Source organism: Streptomyces sp. NPDC048650, from assembly GCF_043199095.1.
Taxonomy (GTDB): Bacteria; Actinomycetota; Actinomycetes; order Streptomycetales; family Streptomycetaceae; genus Streptomyces.
In genome coordinates this window covers 186,181-199,325 of record NZ_JBICVM010000006.1, presented here as the reverse complement: position 1 = coordinate 199,325, position 13,145 = coordinate 186,181, and the positions used below count along the sequence as shown (strand labels likewise).

General features: G+C 73.1%; 15 protein-coding genes. 5 read left to right on the top strand and 10 right to left on the bottom strand.

Features of this window, described 5'->3' with window-relative positions:
* Window positions 1–31: 31 nt before the first annotated feature.
* Window positions 32–1,009, bottom strand: a complete 978-nt coding sequence (locus tag ACGFML_RS18840; protein ID WP_393545015.1) for a helix-turn-helix domain-containing protein — start codon at window positions 1,007–1,009, stop codon at window positions 32–34.
* A gap of 298 nt (window positions 1,010–1,307) precedes the next feature.
* Entirely contained in the window at window positions 1,308–1,724 is a 417-nt protein-coding gene (locus ACGFML_RS18835; RefSeq protein ID WP_393545013.1) for an ATP-binding protein, read from the bottom strand.
* Window positions 1,725–1,837: 113 nt separating this feature from the next.
* On the opposite strand from ACGFML_RS18835, the gene ACGFML_RS18830 reads away from it, so the two are divergent.
* A complete protein-coding gene (locus ACGFML_RS18830) occupies window positions 1,838–2,686 on the top strand; it encodes a helix-turn-helix transcriptional regulator (protein WP_393545011.1) in 849 nt (282 codons plus the stop codon).
* Window positions 2,683–2,895, top strand: coding sequence for a DUF397 domain-containing protein (locus tag ACGFML_RS18825; RefSeq protein ID WP_393545009.1), 213 nt, complete (start codon window positions 2,683–2,685; stop codon window positions 2,893–2,895). The genes ACGFML_RS18830 and ACGFML_RS18825 overlap by 4 nt, the downstream gene beginning before the upstream one ends.
* 43 nt (window positions 2,896–2,938) lie before the next feature.
* On the opposite strand, the gene ACGFML_RS18820 is transcribed toward ACGFML_RS18825, so the two are convergent.
* Window positions 2,939–3,481 carry a GNAT family N-acetyltransferase gene (locus ACGFML_RS18820; protein WP_393545007.1) on the bottom strand — a complete coding sequence of 181 codons (543 nt, stop codon included), beginning with the start codon at window positions 3,479–3,481 and terminating at the stop codon, window positions 2,939–2,941.
* Between the two features lie 47 nt (window positions 3,482–3,528).
* Window positions 3,529–4,062 carry a SigE family RNA polymerase sigma factor gene (locus ACGFML_RS18815; protein ID WP_393545005.1) on the bottom strand — a complete coding sequence of 178 codons (534 nt, stop codon included), beginning with the start codon at window positions 4,060–4,062 and terminating at the stop codon, window positions 3,529–3,531.
* A gap of 146 nt (window positions 4,063–4,208) precedes the next feature.
* Between ACGFML_RS18815 and ACGFML_RS18810 the strand changes: the two genes are divergently transcribed.
* On the top strand, window positions 4,209–4,571 hold the full coding sequence (locus tag ACGFML_RS18810; protein ID WP_393545003.1) for a hypothetical protein: 363 nt from the start codon (window positions 4,209–4,211) through the stop codon (window positions 4,569–4,571).
* 107 nt (window positions 4,572–4,678) lie between these two features.
* Here the strand turns inward: ACGFML_RS18810 and ACGFML_RS18805 are convergent, their stop codons facing one another.
* The 6 genes from ACGFML_RS18805 to ACGFML_RS18780 all read right to left on the bottom strand — a co-directional run bounded on the left by ACGFML_RS18805 (window position 4,679) and on the right by ACGFML_RS18780 (window position 10,015).
* Entirely contained in the window at window positions 4,679–5,845 is a 1,167-nt protein-coding gene (locus ACGFML_RS18805) for a lipid-transfer protein (protein WP_393545001.1), read from the bottom strand.
* Window positions 5,842–6,234 carry a MaoC family dehydratase gene (locus ACGFML_RS18800; RefSeq protein WP_393544999.1) on the bottom strand — a complete coding sequence of 131 codons (393 nt, stop codon included), beginning with the start codon at window positions 6,232–6,234 and terminating at the stop codon, window positions 5,842–5,844. The genes ACGFML_RS18805 and ACGFML_RS18800 overlap by 4 nt, the downstream gene beginning before the upstream one ends.
* Window positions 6,231–7,427, bottom strand: coding sequence for an acyl-CoA dehydrogenase family protein (locus ACGFML_RS18795; RefSeq protein WP_393544998.1), 1,197 nt, complete (start codon window positions 7,425–7,427; stop codon window positions 6,231–6,233). The genes ACGFML_RS18800 and ACGFML_RS18795 overlap by 4 nt, the downstream gene beginning before the upstream one ends.
* Window position 7,428: 1 nt before the next feature.
* Window positions 7,429–8,349 carry a bifunctional MaoC family dehydratase N-terminal/OB-fold nucleic acid binding domain-containing protein gene (locus ACGFML_RS18790; protein WP_393544996.1) on the bottom strand — a complete coding sequence of 307 codons (921 nt, stop codon included), beginning with the start codon at window positions 8,347–8,349 and terminating at the stop codon, window positions 7,429–7,431.
* Window positions 8,346–9,503, bottom strand: coding sequence for an acyl-CoA dehydrogenase family protein (locus ACGFML_RS18785; protein ID WP_393544994.1), 1,158 nt, complete (start codon window positions 9,501–9,503; stop codon window positions 8,346–8,348). The genes ACGFML_RS18790 and ACGFML_RS18785 overlap by 4 nt, the downstream gene beginning before the upstream one ends.
* 203 nt (window positions 9,504–9,706) lie before the next feature.
* Window positions 9,707–10,015 carry a hypothetical protein gene (locus ACGFML_RS18780; protein WP_393544992.1) on the bottom strand — a complete coding sequence of 103 codons (309 nt, stop codon included), beginning with the start codon at window positions 10,013–10,015 and terminating at the stop codon, window positions 9,707–9,709.
* 304 nt (window positions 10,016–10,319) lie between these two features.
* Between ACGFML_RS18780 and ACGFML_RS18775 the strand changes: the two genes are divergently transcribed.
* Entirely contained in the window at window positions 10,320–11,261 is a 942-nt protein-coding gene (locus ACGFML_RS18775; RefSeq protein WP_393544990.1) for a bifunctional DNA primase/polymerase, read from the top strand.
* A gap of 209 nt (window positions 11,262–11,470) precedes the next feature.
* A complete protein-coding gene (locus ACGFML_RS18770; RefSeq protein ID WP_393544988.1) occupies window positions 11,471–13,072 on the top strand; it encodes an ABC-F family ATP-binding cassette domain-containing protein in 1,602 nt (533 codons plus the stop codon).
* Window positions 13,073–13,145: the final 73 nt, after the last annotated feature.

Here is a 13,145-nt window from a genome sequence, read left to right as displayed (position 1 = left end):
ACTACAGCGCACCGCAGGGCCGCTCAGGGCGTCATCTGCCGGCCGCCGCTGCCGACGTCCCACCCCGGCAGTCACGGCAGCGCCCCGGCTCCGGCGCGCGAAAGGCACGGTCGCAGCCGTCGCAGGTGCGGAGCGGGAGCGGGGCCGGGGCGGCTGCCTGCGCCGCCGGAAGGGGAGGCGGCAGGAGCGCGACGAGGCGGTGGGCGAGGAGGGCGGCGGGGTGCCGCATGAGATCTGGGAGGCCGGTGGTGAGGATCCGGCGTACCGCGTCCGGGGTGGCCCCGCGTTCCAACCAGGCGGCCGCCGCCGGGGCGAGCCGGTCGACGTCCCGTACGGCGAGCAGCAGGCGGGGGTCGTCGCGGCGCAGGGTGGCGAGCAGGGCGCAGGCCGCCGCGTGGTGCTCGCGGGAGCGGGCCCGCGGCAGCGGGGCGCCGGGCCCCACGGGGCCGGGTCGGGGTGCGGGCGACTGCGGCGGAACGGCCGGGGCCCGGACGCTCGCCGGCCGGGGAGTGGGAGCCGAGCACGGGCCCGGCTCCGGGGCTGCGGCCGGGCCCGGCTGCGGTGTGCCGCACCGCCCGTCCGCCCCCGCCCCCACCCGGTCGACGCCTCGCCGCTCCCGCCGCTCCCGCCGCTCCCGCCGGGCGCGCGTCACCGCGGGGTTGTTGTACGAGATCGTGATCGTGACCATCCGCCCGTCGTCGGTGCGCCGCCGGACCCGTTCGAGATACCCGTACGCCTCCAGCTCCCGTAACGCGGCGGCGATCCGCACCCGTCCCTCCGCGAACTTCCCGGCGAGCGTACGGATGTCGACCGGCGCGCCCTCCGGCAGCGACTGGATGTACGTCGCGATGCCGATCGCCGTGGCCGACAACGCGCCGTGCTGGGCGAGGTGGTTGCCGATGATGGTGTAGCCCGGCTCCTGGAACTCGGTCACCTTGCGGACCCCGCCGGAAGACCGGCGAATCACATACTGCGTGGGCGCGGGCGCGTTAAGCTGCTTCTCAGCCATCGGGAAGCTCCTACTTCCTCGGTGGTCAGGCCCTCGTCTCGGGATGTCCGTCCCGGCCGGGGGCCGTCGCATGTCTGCGGTCGTTGCTGCCGAGAGTGCACCGAGACACTCCGCAAAAGCCAGTTCACGGGCACCGGATCACCCGCGCGAGTGACCCCGACGGGGTTTGGCTGGGTGGGATGGGTTTCTCACCTGCGGTTCTTGGTGTGGTGACGGCCCGCGGCGCCGACATCCGGAGCGCCGAAGCCCCGTTTCCCGGCCTTCGGTTGACGGCTCGCCCCACCCCCACCGGCGATGCTCACCCACCCCACAAGGACGCCGTCGCGAACTCCGCCCAGACCGTCTTGCACGGCACCGGGCCCCACCACACCCCCCACCGGTCGGCGAACGCACCGACGATCACCAACCCGCGCCCCGACTCCCCTCCGCCCACGCCGTGTTGCACCGGCAGCCGATCGCCACGCGGATCCGTCACCTCGATACGGAGCCTGTCCCCGTCACAGGACAGCACGAGCCGGAAGTCCCGCCCCGCCACGCGTCCGTGCGAGGCAGCGTTCGCGGCCAGTTCGGCCACCACCAGCACCGGGTCCTCGAACGGCAGCCCCCAGGCGCGGAGTTGCTCGGTGGCCAGCAGCCGCGCGAGGCGTGCACCCCGGCGCGTGGCGGACAACTGGACGTGGAAGTGGAGCTTGCGCTCGGCAATGTGCTGATTCACGTCACTCAGCGTGGTCGCCCACGCTTACGCTGAACAGTGATGGAGCGGGTACTCACCGTTATCTGTCCTCGGCATGTCCAGGGCGTACCCGCGGTCCAAGGAGGTGCGGCCGGATGAGCATGGACGAAGCGGACGAGGCGAGTTGGGACTTCGGCCCGGAGGACGAATCGAGGGCCGTCGCCCAGGCCGTCGGACGCCAGCTCAAGCTCTGGCGGGAGGAGGCGGGGATGCGCCCCGCCGAGTTCGGGGAGGCCATGGGCTACGGGCCGAACCTGATCTACAAGATCGAGCGGGGCGCCCGGATCCCGCGCCCGGAATTCCTCGACAAGGCGGACGGCATCCTGGGCGCGGGTGGCAAGATCGCCGCGATGAAGGAGGACGTGAAGCGGGCGCGGTACCCGAAGAAGGTCCGGGACCTGACGAAGTGGGAGGCGGAGGCGGTCGAGGTCGGCTGGTACGGCAGTCACAACCTGCACGGGCTGCTGCAGACGGAGGAGTACACACGGGCACTTTTCGAGATGCGGCGGCCCGCCTACTCACAGGACCACATCGAGCGTCTCACCGAGGCGCGGCTGGCACGTCGGTCGATCTTCGACCGGTCACCCGCCCCGGCTCTCACCTTCGTCCAGGAAGAGGTGACGCTCCGACGGCCGATCGGAGGCACAATGGTGCTGCGCCGACAGCTCGAACGTCTGTTGCAAGTAGGGCAGTTGCGCACCGTCGAGATCCAGGTGATGCCGACAGAGCGCGAGGACCACGCGGGGATGCACGGTGAGATCGAAGTCCTGAAGTTCCGGGACGGATCGGCCGTGGGCCGCTCGGAAGGGCAGTTCACCAGCCGCGTGATCTCCAACCCGCAACAGCTCCGGATCCTTGAGCTTCGGTACGGAATTGTCCGGGCGCAGGCTCTCACCCCCAGGGAGTCACTGGCCTTCATCGAGAAAGTGCTGGGAGAGACATGACCCTCAAGCCTTCAGCCGGAAGCACTTCCGAGCTGACGTGGATCAAGAGCAGCTACAGCGACCACGGCAACGGGCCCGAGTGCGTCGAGGTCGCCACCGCCCCCTCCACCATCCGCCTCCGCGACTCCAAAAACCCCCTCGGCCCGCAGCTCCGCTTCGACCCGGCCGCTTGGGCCGACTTCGTCGCCTACGCCGCCTCCGGGCACTGAACGAGGCCGACCCCGCCCGGGGCCTGCCCTCGGCGGGCCCGGCTCAGGGCCGGTGCCCTTCGGCCGGGATGCGGTACACCACGCTGGGGCGCAGGGGGCCCGCCGGAACGGTCGGGTCGTCGAAGTCGTCGGCCGGGTCGTGGGTCATGCCGAGGCGGCGCATCACCGCCTGGGAGCGGAGGTTGCTGACGGTGGTGACGGCGAGGATCTCCGGCAGGCGCAGGGTCCGGAAGCCGAAGGAGAGCACCGCGCGAGCGGCCTCGGTGGCGTAACCGTGGCCCCAGGCTCGGCGGGCCAGTCGCCAGCCGGCCTCCACTCCGGTGAACGGCATCTCCTCGTCCACCGGGTCCAGCCCGGTGAAGCCGATGAACTCCCCGGTCGCGAGCACCTCGACCGCCCACCATCCCCAGCCCCGCCGGTCGAGGTCGGCCTGGAAGCGGGCCACCGACGCCTCGCTCTGCTCCCGGGTGAGCACCTGGGGGAAGTGGGCGCGGACCTCGGGGTCGGCGTTCATCACTGCCCAGGGAGCGTGGTCGGACGGCCGCCAGTGGCGCAGGAGCAGTCGTTCGGTGCGGAGTTCGGACATCGCGCCAACCTAGCGGGGGCGGGCCGGGACGACACCGGATTTCCGCCCTACCCGATCATGGCGAGTTCCGGGTCCTCCCGGAGCTTGGCCAGAGCGCGGGACACGGCGCTCTTGACCGTGCCGATCGAGACCTCCATGACCTCGGCCGTCTGGGCCTCGCTGAGGTCCTCGTAGTAGCGCAGGACGACCATCGCCCGCTGGCGGGGAGGCAGCCGCATCACCGCCCGCCACATCGCGTCCCGCAGACCCTGGAGCTCGGCCGGATCGGGTGCGGGGAACGGCTCCGGCTCGGGGAGTTCGTCGCAGGCGAATTCCTCGACCTTGCGCTTGCGCCACTCCGAGGTACGGGTGTTGATCAGCGCGCGGCGGACGTAGCCGTCCAGGGCGCGGTGGTCCTCGATGCGCTCCCAGGCCACAAAGGTCTTGGCGAGCGCGGTCTGGAGCAGGTCCTCGGCGTCGTTCGGATTGGCGGACAGGGACCGCGCAGCGCGCAGCAGGACCGGCCCCCGGGCCCGTACGTAGGACGCGAACGTCGGGAACACAGCGGCGGTCGAGGCGCCCTTGCACACTGTCGTGGTCATGAACTCCACGCTAGAAGCGGCGCGGGGCCAGGGGATCGGCCCCAGGTGCCGAAGAACCATCCCCCTCAAGTTGTACGGACAGCCTGCGCGGTACCTCCTCAGGGCGGACGGGCGGGTCGGTACCCCTAGGGCCTGGGTCGGTCGGCGTGGGGTCGCCCCTGTGGAGGCGACCAGCGGCTACGCATGCGCGTGGGCGTTCCACACCTGCCGGTTCGCCCATTCGTCTCTACGCCGGCGACAAGGCCCTCTCCTACGAGCAGGACGCCGCCATCCGCATCCCGTGCAGCCTGCCCGACAGCGCGTCGAGGACCCACTCCGCCAAACCCGGCACCACCTTCCTGACCGTCCAGGCGCACGCTTCCGGCCCCGCAGCCGAAGGCAACGCCCAACGCCGCGAAGATCTCGCCTACCTCGCCTCCCACCTCGCCGGCCACGCCCACTTCGCGATGGGCTGCAAAGAGCCACTGAATGTGCCCGACGGGGAGCCGAAGATCACCCACGCCGGATGAAGTGGCAGGCCGCCGCCGGCCCAGCCGTCCCGCATCCCGCCCGTCGGCCCTCCTGCCGGTCGGTCGCCCCGCCCGTCCGCCGCCCTGCCCGTCAGTCGCCCCGCCCGTCAGTCGTCCCGCCCCAGAACCAGCCCCGACGTCGGCACCCCGGTCCCCGCCGTCACCAGCACCCGCTCCGCGCCCGGGACCTGGTTGACGGACGTGCCGCGCAGCTGCCGCACGGCCTCCGCGATGCCGTTCATGCCGTGCAGATACGCCTCGCCGAGCTGGCCACCGTGGGTGTTGAGCGGCAGCGCGTCGGCGGCCACGAAGTCGGCGGCCTCACCGGGAGCGCAGAAACCGAACTCCTCCAGCTGCATCAGCACGAACGGCGTGAAGTGGTCGTAGAGGACCGCGACATCGATGTCGGCGGGGGTGAGCCCCGAACTCCGCCACAACTGCCGTGCCACGACGTTCATTTCGGGCAGACCCGTCAGATCGTCGCGGTAGAAGCTGGTCATCTGCTCCTGCGCCCGGCCGGCGCCCTGCGCCGCGGCCGTCACCAGCACCGGCGGGCGGCGGAGGTCGCGGGCGCGCTCCGGGGCGGTCACGACGATCGCCTGCCCCCCGTCCGTCTCCTGGCAGCAGTCCAGCAACCGCAGGGGCTCCACGATCCACCGGGAGGCCGCATGGTCGGCGAGGGTGATGGGCTTGCCGTAGAAGTACGCGGCCGGGTTGCGGGCGGCATGGCGCCGGTCGGTGACGGCGACGGGGCCGAAGGCGTCCGGGGTCAGGCCGTAGGTGTGGAGGTACCGCTGGGCGGCCATGGCGACCCAGGAGGCGGGGGTGAGCAGCCCGTACGGGAGGTTCCAGCCGAGTGCCGCGCCCTCGGCGGACGGCTCGCGCTGCTGGACGCCGGAGCCGAAGCGGCGGCCGGAGCGCTCGTTGAACGCCCGGTAGCAGACGACGACGTCGGCGACGCCGGTGGCGACCGCGAGTGCGGCCTGCTGGACCGTGGCGCAGGCCGCGCCGCCGCCGTAGTGCACCCGGGAGAAGAAGGACAGTTCACCGATCCCGGCCGCCTGGGCGACGGTGATCTCGGGGTTGGTGTCCATGGTGAAGGTGACCAGGCCGTCGACGTCCGCGGGAGTGAGTCCGGCGTCGTCGAGGGCGGCGTGGACGGCCTCGACGGCGAGGGTGAGTTCGCTGCGACCGGAGTCCTTGGAGAACTCGGTGGCGCCGATGCCGGCGATGGCGGCCCGGCCGGAGAGCGAGTCGCGGCGGCGGACGCTCATGCGACGCCCTCCGGAACGCGGACGGTCACCGTGCCGGTGACGTGCTTGCCGAGGGTGTTGGCGCCGATGACGCGCACCCGCGCGGTATCGCCCTCGACCTCGGCGACCGTTCCCGTCAACGTCATCGTGTCTCCGGGGTAGTTGGGGGCGCCGAGTCGGATGGCCACCTTGCGGAGCACGGCCGTGGGGCCGAAGTGGTCGGTGATGTACCGGCCGACCAGGCCGTTGGTGGTCAGGATGTTCATGAAGATGTCGGGCGAGCCCTTCTCCTTGGCGAGCTCGGCGTCGTGGTGCACGTCCTGGAAGTCGCGGGAGGCGAGTGCTCCGGCGACGATCAGGGTGCGGGTGATGCGGATCTCCAGCGGCGGCAGCTCGTCACCGGCCCTCATGCCCGGCCCTCCTCGTCCGTCCGCCGGGTCTCCCCGTGCGTCCGCCGGCTCTCCTCGTCCGTCCGCCGGGTCTCCCCGTGCGTCCGCCGGCTCTCCTCGTGCGCCAATCGGCCCTCCTCGTCGCTCGACCGGCCGTCCCCGTCCGGTGGCCGGCCCTGCTCGGTCAGCAGGTCCCCCAGCTCCTCCAGGAGCGCGGCACCGGAGCCGGCGTACGCGCCCAGCTGCCGGCCCCAGAGGAAGTGCCGGTGCACCGGGTGCTCGACGTCGGCGCCGATGCCGCCGTGCAGATGCTGTCCGGCATGCACCACCCGGGTCCCGGCCTCGGCGGCCCACCAGGCGGCGGTCAGCGCGTGCGGGGCGGCGTCCAGCCCTTCGTCCCGGCGCCAGGCCGCCTCGTACGCGGTGACCCGGATCGCCTCGGTGTCCATGTAGGCGTCGGCGGCCCGCAGCAGGACGCCCTGGTTGGTGGAGAGCGGGCGCCCGAACTGCTCCCGGGTGGTGGTGTGGGAGACCGCCCGCGCCAGCGAGCCCGCGCAGACCCCGGCCTGGAGCGCGGCGAAGGCGGTACGGGCGGTGGCGAGCACCTCCGCGTACGCTCCGGGGCCGCCCAGCCGCTCACCGCGCGCGCCCGCCAGGTCGAGCCGCCCCGCCGACCAGGGCGCGGTCGTCTCCACCGACTGCCGCCCCACCCCGGGGTCGTCCCCGCGCACGAGCCACAGCCGCCGCCCGGCGTCCGCCACCAGGACATCGGTGGCCTCGCGCAGCCACGGCACCACCGGGACCACTCCGGTCAGCCGCCCCGCCTCGGCCCGTACGCCCGCCTCGGCCCGTACGCCCGCCTGGGCCGGAAGCGCGCCGGCCGCCACTCGGGCACCCGCGCGCAGCCCCGGCAGCAGCCGGTCCCGCTGCTCGCCCGTGCCGTGCCGGGCGACGGCCAGCACGCCGTACACACAGCTCGCCGCGAACGGCACCTGGGCCGTCGTCCGCCCCTGTTCCTCCAGCAGCAGCGCCAGGCCCAGCAGTCCGGTCTCCTCGGCCGCGCCCGGCAGCCCGGCCGCGCACAGCGCCTTCCACAGCTCGGCGTCGGCGGCCGTGCCCAGCGCGGCGAGCCGGTCCGGCGTGGACAGATCGGTGAAGATCTCCGCCGCCAGGGCGCTCGCGGCTTGCTGCTCCTCCGTGGGCGTGAAGTCCATCTCAGCCCGCCTCCCCCGTGAAGGAACCGTCCGCGCAGCGGAACACCGGCAGCTCCCACTCCTCGTCCACCCTCAGGAACTCGAGCCGCACCGGCATCCCGATCCGCACCTTGTCGCAGGGCACCCCGACCACGTTGCTGACCATCCGCACCCCTTCGGCGAGCTCGACCAGGGCCACGGCGTACGGGGGGTCGAAGGCCGGGAAGGGCGGATGGTGCATCACCACGTACGAATGGACAGTGCCCTCGCCGCTCGCCTCGACGGTGTCCCACTCCCGGCAGGCGCAGGCGTTGCAGCCGGGCAGCCAGGGCAGGCGGAGGGTGCCGCAGCCCCGGCACCGCTGGATCAGCAACCGGTGGCGCGCGACGCCGTCCCAGAAGCCGGCGTTGTCGCGGTTGACGACGGGGCGCGGGCGGCGCGCCGCCGGCTTCCGGGCGGCGGCCGGCGCGTACTTGAGGATCCGGAACCGGTGCGTCCCCACCGGCTCCGGGTCCCCCGCCACCCGGATGTCCATCCGCGTCGTGACGAAGTGCCCGGTCCCCAGCTTCGTCGTCTTGCGCTCCGACACGGACTCGATGACCGCGTCGAAGGTGATCCGGTCGCCGGGGCGCAGCGGGCGCAGATACTCCTGCTCGCAGTCGGTGGCGACGATCGAGGTGTAGCCGGCGCCGTCCAGCAGCGCGGACAGCTCGTCCCACGCCGGTGAGTGGCCGGTGGTGTGCCCCGAGAGGCCGCCCATCGTCCACGCCTGGAGCATGGTCGGCGGGGCGATGGCGTCCGGACCGCGGTAGGCGGGGTTGGCGTCGCCCACCGCCTCGCACCAGTGCCTGATCATCGGCTCGTTGACCGGGTCCTTGCCGAGCCCGGCGACGGCCGTGGGCCGCCCCTCGTACGCCTTCAGCCGCGCAGCGAGGTCGCTCACCGCCGCCCCCTTCGCATTCCCAGTCGCATCGTCGCCACGATTTCCCTCTGGACCTCGCTCACGCCGCCCCCGAAGGTGTTGATCTGCGCCGCACGGTTCATCCGCTCCAGCCCGCCGTCCCCGAAGGCGCCCGGCGAACCGGCCCGCACCAGGGCGGCGTCGCCGATCACCTCCTGGCACAGCCGGTAGACCTCGACGGCGCTCTCCGTCCCGGCGAACTTGACGCCGCTGGCGTCGCCGGGGCTCAGCGTCCCGGCGCCCACCTCGCCCACCAACCGCCAGTTCAGCAGCCGGGTGGCGGCCAGCCGGGCGTGCGCCTCGGCGATCCGGGCCCTTACCCACGGCCGGTCCGCGGGACGCTCCCCGGTCCCCGGGGCGGGGGTACGGGCGTGGGCCAGGGCCGCGTCGAGGGCGTCCTCGGCCTGCATGCCGATGGCGGCCAACGCGACCCGTTCATGGTTGAGTTGATGGGTGATCAGCCGCCAGCCGGCGTTCTCCTCGCCGACGAGGTTGCCGGCCGGGACGCGTACCCCGTCGTAGTACGTGGCGGTGGTCACCAGGCCGCCGACCGTCTCGATCGGCGTCCAGGAGAAGCCGGGGGCGTCGGTCGGCACCAGGACGAGGGAGATGCCCTTGTGCTTGGGGGCGTCCGGGTCGGTGCGGCAGGCGAGCCAGATCCAGTCGGCCTGATGGGCGTTGCTGGTGAAGCTCTTGCCGCCGTCGATCAGCCAGTCCTCGCCGTCCCGCACGGCCCGCGTGCGCAGCGCCGCCAGGTCGGTGCCCGCCGCCGGCTCGGTGTAGCCGATCGCGAAGACGATCTCGCCGCTGAGGATGCGCGGCAGGAAGAAGTCCTTCTGGCGCCGGGTGCCGTACTTCATCAGGGTCGGCCCGACGGTGTTGAGGGTGACCATCGAGACCGGTGCGCCCGCGCGGTACGCCTCGTCGAAGAAGACGAACTGCTCGTCGGGGCCGCGCCCTTGACCGCCGTACGCGACCGGCCAGCCCAGCCCCAACAGGCCGTCGGCGCCGATCCGGCGCAGCACCGCGCGCTGGTCGGCGGCGCCCTCGACGGGACCGTCGGGGAGCAGGTCCCGGAAATAGCTGCGGAGTTCGGCGCGCAGCCGCTGCTGGCGCGCGGTGGGGGCGAGGTGCACGGCGGCAGCCTCCCCTTCTGATGGCCGTAGGCCCGGTGCACAGGGAACCCGGACGCACGAACGAGTGAGCGGGTTTCTGACTGTCCGTCAGAAACCCGCTCACTGTCAAGGTCGGCGCAGTGATCTCCGGCGCAGCCCGTACCCTCCGCACCGCCTCGACGCATCACCTTCCGGTCGGCCGCTCCCCATGGCGGCGGGCCGGGTCAGCCGATGTTGTTACCGAAGGTGACGCTCGCGTTGTCCTGGTCGATGGCGGTGTAGCCGGAGCCGTTCACGCTCGCGGTGTTGTTCTGGTTGGAGGCGCCGGCGCCGTTGGCGACCTGCTGACCGGTGGTCGAGTTTCCGTGGTTGTGGCCGGCGACGCCGGTCCCCGTCTGACTCACCGCGGCCGCGCTCGACCCGTTGTTCGCCAGGCCGCCGTTGTCGGCCTGCGCCACACCGCTGAAGAGAACCGCCGCGAAGGGCAGTGCGGCGGCAACGGCGATGACGCGGGCGGTACGGGTACTTGCCATGTCTATTCCTCCTACGGAACACAACTACGTGGTCGGTGTTACTTGCCAACTCCGTTTTGTCACCGTGCAGTTGGCCAACCGCTCGGTGCGTGCCTCGACGTCGCGACCTCAGAATTGCCCACCGAATCCCCGGCGAACCCGTCATCAAGGGTTGATTCCCTCGCAAGTATGAGGAACATCGGATAAACCATCTCCGCGCCCCAGCGCCCCCACCTCTGCACCTAAACCCGCGCGACCAGCCTCTTTCGTGGGCTTCGCGCCCCTCCCTCTTTCTTTTTTCGAACGCTCGTACGAAAATAGGCTCATGGGCACGCCCCGAAGCACCGCCACCGACCCCTCGCCCACCGGACTCCGGAACTCCCGGCGCCCACCGTTCCGCCCGTATCCGGACGCCCACGCCGCCGCGCTCGCCCACGCCCTGCACGCCGCCGAGCGCGGCTACTCCGTCATCCCGCTGACCCGCACCAAGCACCCCGCCGTCCGCTCACCGCACCGCGGCCATCCCGGGACACCGCCCTGCCGCGGCGCCTGCGGCCGTCTCGGACACGGCGTCCACGACGCGACCACCGACCCGCTCGGCATCCGCCGGATGTTCGCCGCCGCCCCCTGGGCCACCGGGTACGGCATCGCCTGCGGCCTCCCGCCGCACCACCTCATCGGCATCGACCTCGACACCAAGCACGGTGCCGACGCCCTCACCGCCCTCCGCCTCCTCGCCGAGCAGCACCGCTTCCCGCTGCCGCCCACGGTCACCGTCCGCACCCCCAGCGGCGGCCGCCACCTCTGGCTCACCGGCCCGCCCGCCCCGCCCGTCCCCAACTCCGTGGGACGGCTCGCCCCCGGCATCGACATCCGCGGGGCCGGCGGCTATCTGGTCGGACCCGGCTCCCTCACGGCTCGCGGCCGCTATGTGCTCGCGCCCGGCGCACCCCACGTGCCCGCACCCGCCCCGCACGCCCTGCTCGCCCTGCTCACCGCCCGGCCCGCCACCCGGACCGCCGCCCGGCCCACGGCACACGGCGAGGACACGCCCACCGTCCCACCGCAGCCCGCCGCGGCACTCGTGCGCTTCGTCCGCAGCTCTCCTGAAGGGCAGCGCAACGCCCGCCTCTTCTGGGCCGCCTGCCGCGCCCACGAAGCGGGCCTGGACGCGGAACTGGCCGCCCGACTCCTCGACGCCGCCTGCAGTACGGGACTGACCGAGGCGGAGGCGCGGACGACGCTCGCCTCGGCGCGACGGCGGTGACAGCGAAGCCGCCCGCCCTGCCCCGGCGCGGCCCACCCCTCCCCGAAAAGCACCGCTCACCTGCGACGACGAAAATCAGGATGCGAGCGGCGGGGGCGCCCCGCTAGCCTCGCCGTCATGTCTACGCCCCGGATTTCCTAGCTCCGACACCGGCTTCGACGCCACCCGTGTGTCCCTCTGCCGTGAGCTTTCCTTCCGGAGCACTCTTCATGATCACCGCGCGCGGTGTCGACGTACGCGTCGGCGCCCGACTTCTCCTCGCCAACCTGTCCTTCCACGTCGCCCCCGGCGACCGCATCGGCCTCGTCGGCCGCAACGGCGCCGGCAAGACCACCCTGCTGCACACGCTCGCCGGCCGGGACCGCCCGGCCGCCGGCGCCCTCACCCGCACCGGCTCCCTCGGCCACCTCGCCCAGGACTCCCGGACGGCCGACCCGGCCACCACCGTCACCGACCGGATCCTCGCCGCCCGCGGCCTGGACCGGGCCGTACGGGCGCTGCGGGCCGCCGAGACCGCGATGGCCGACGCCGCGGGGCCGACCGCCCAGGAAAGGGCGATGGCCGCCTACGCCCGCGCCGAGGCCGACTTCCAGGCACGCGGCGGATACGCGGCCGAGGGCGAGGCGGCCCGGATCGCGGCCGGCGTGGGGCTCCCCACCCGGGTCATGGACCAGCCCGTCGGCACGCTCTCCGGCGGCCAGCGGCGACGCGTCGAACTGGCCCGCATCCTGGCCGCCGACCACGACACGCTCCTGCTCGACGAGCCCACCAACCACCTGGACGCCGACTCCGTCGGCTGGCTGCGCACCTTCCTGACGGGCCATCGGGGCGGCCTCGTGCTCATCAGCCACGACACCGACTTCCTGGCGGGCATCGTCAACCGGGTCTTCCACCTGGACCCGCTCCGCACCACGATCGACGTCCACAACACCACCTGGAGCGCCTACCGCACCCAGCGCGCCGCCGACGACCGCCGCCGTACCCGCGAGCGTGCCAACGCCGAGCGCAAGGCGGCCGCGCTGCGCACCCAGGCCGACAAGATGCGCTCACACGTCTCGACCGCCGTCGCGGCGAAGAACATGGCCCGCCGCGCGGATCGCCTGCTGGCCGGCCTCGAACCGGCCCGGCGCACCGAGAAGACCGCCCGCATCCGGCTCCCGGAACCCGCCCCGTGCGGCCGCACCCCCCTGGGCGCGATCAGCCTGACCAAGGCGTACGGCAGCCACCAGGTGCTGACCGGCGTCGACCTGGCCGTCGACCGCGGCAGCCGGCTGGTCGTCCTCGGCCTCAACGGCGCCGGCAAGACCACCTTGCTGCGCCTCCTCGCGGGCCGGGAGACCCCCGACTCGGGACGCGTCGTCGCCGGCCACGGCCTACGGCTCGGCTACTTCGCCCAGGAGCACGACACCCTCGACCCGGCGGCCACCGTCCGGCAGAACCTGGCGGCCGCCGCCCCGCACCTCACCGACGGCGAGGCCCGCCAGGTCCTGGGCTCGTTCCTCTTCACCGGCGACGACGCCGACAAACCCGCCCGCGTCCTGTCCGGCGGCGAGAAGACCCGCCTCGCCCTGGCCGGTCTCGTCCACTCCGGTGCCAACGTCCTCCTTCTGGACGAGCCCACCAACAACCTCGACCCGGCCTCCCGGGCCGAGGTCCTGGCGGCGGTCGACGGCTATCCCGGCGCGATCGTGATGGTCACCCACGACCCGGGCGCGGTCACGGCCCTGCGCCCCGACCGCGTCCTGCTGCTGCCGGACGGGGCGGAGGACCTGTGGGGCGCGGAACACGAGAAGCTGGTGGCGCCGGCCTGAGGGGCCGTCCCGCCGGGGATCGCGGGACAGCCCTCAGCGAAGATCGCCGGCCCGGCGGGTGGCGTCGGCCCGG

Coding starts and splice junctions, on each gene's coding strand:
- ACGFML_RS18840 (WP_393545015.1), bottom strand. CDS start 1,009: ATGGCTGAGAAGCAGCTTAACGCGCCCGCGCCCACGCAGTATGTGATT.
- ACGFML_RS18805 (WP_393545001.1), bottom strand. CDS start 5,845: ATGAGCGTCCGCCGCCGCGACTCGCTCTCCGGCCGGGCCGCCATCGCC.
- ACGFML_RS18820 (WP_393545007.1), bottom strand. CDS start 3,481: ATGTCCGAACTCCGCACCGAACGACTGCTCCTGCGCCACTGGCGGCCG.
- ACGFML_RS18830 (WP_393545011.1), top strand. CDS start 1,838: ATGAGCATGGACGAAGCGGACGAGGCGAGTTGGGACTTCGGCCCGGAG.
- ACGFML_RS18825 (WP_393545009.1), top strand. CDS start 2,683: ATGACCCTCAAGCCTTCAGCCGGAAGCACTTCCGAGCTGACGTGGATC.
- ACGFML_RS18795 (WP_393544998.1), bottom strand. CDS start 7,427: ATGGACTTCACGCCCACGGAGGAGCAGCAAGCCGCGAGCGCCCTGGCG.
- ACGFML_RS18780 (WP_393544992.1), bottom strand. CDS start 10,015: ATGGCAAGTACCCGTACCGCCCGCGTCATCGCCGTTGCCGCCGCACTG.
- ACGFML_RS18815 (WP_393545005.1), bottom strand. CDS start 4,062: ATGACCACGACAGTGTGCAAGGGCGCCTCGACCGCCGCTGTGTTCCCG.
- ACGFML_RS18770 (WP_393544988.1), top strand. CDS start 11,471: ATGATCACCGCGCGCGGTGTCGACGTACGCGTCGGCGCCCGACTTCTC.
- ACGFML_RS18775 (WP_393544990.1), top strand. CDS start 10,320: ATGGGCACGCCCCGAAGCACCGCCACCGACCCCTCGCCCACCGGACTC.
- ACGFML_RS18800 (WP_393544999.1), bottom strand. CDS start 6,234: ATGAGGGCCGGTGACGAGCTGCCGCCGCTGGAGATCCGCATCACCCGC.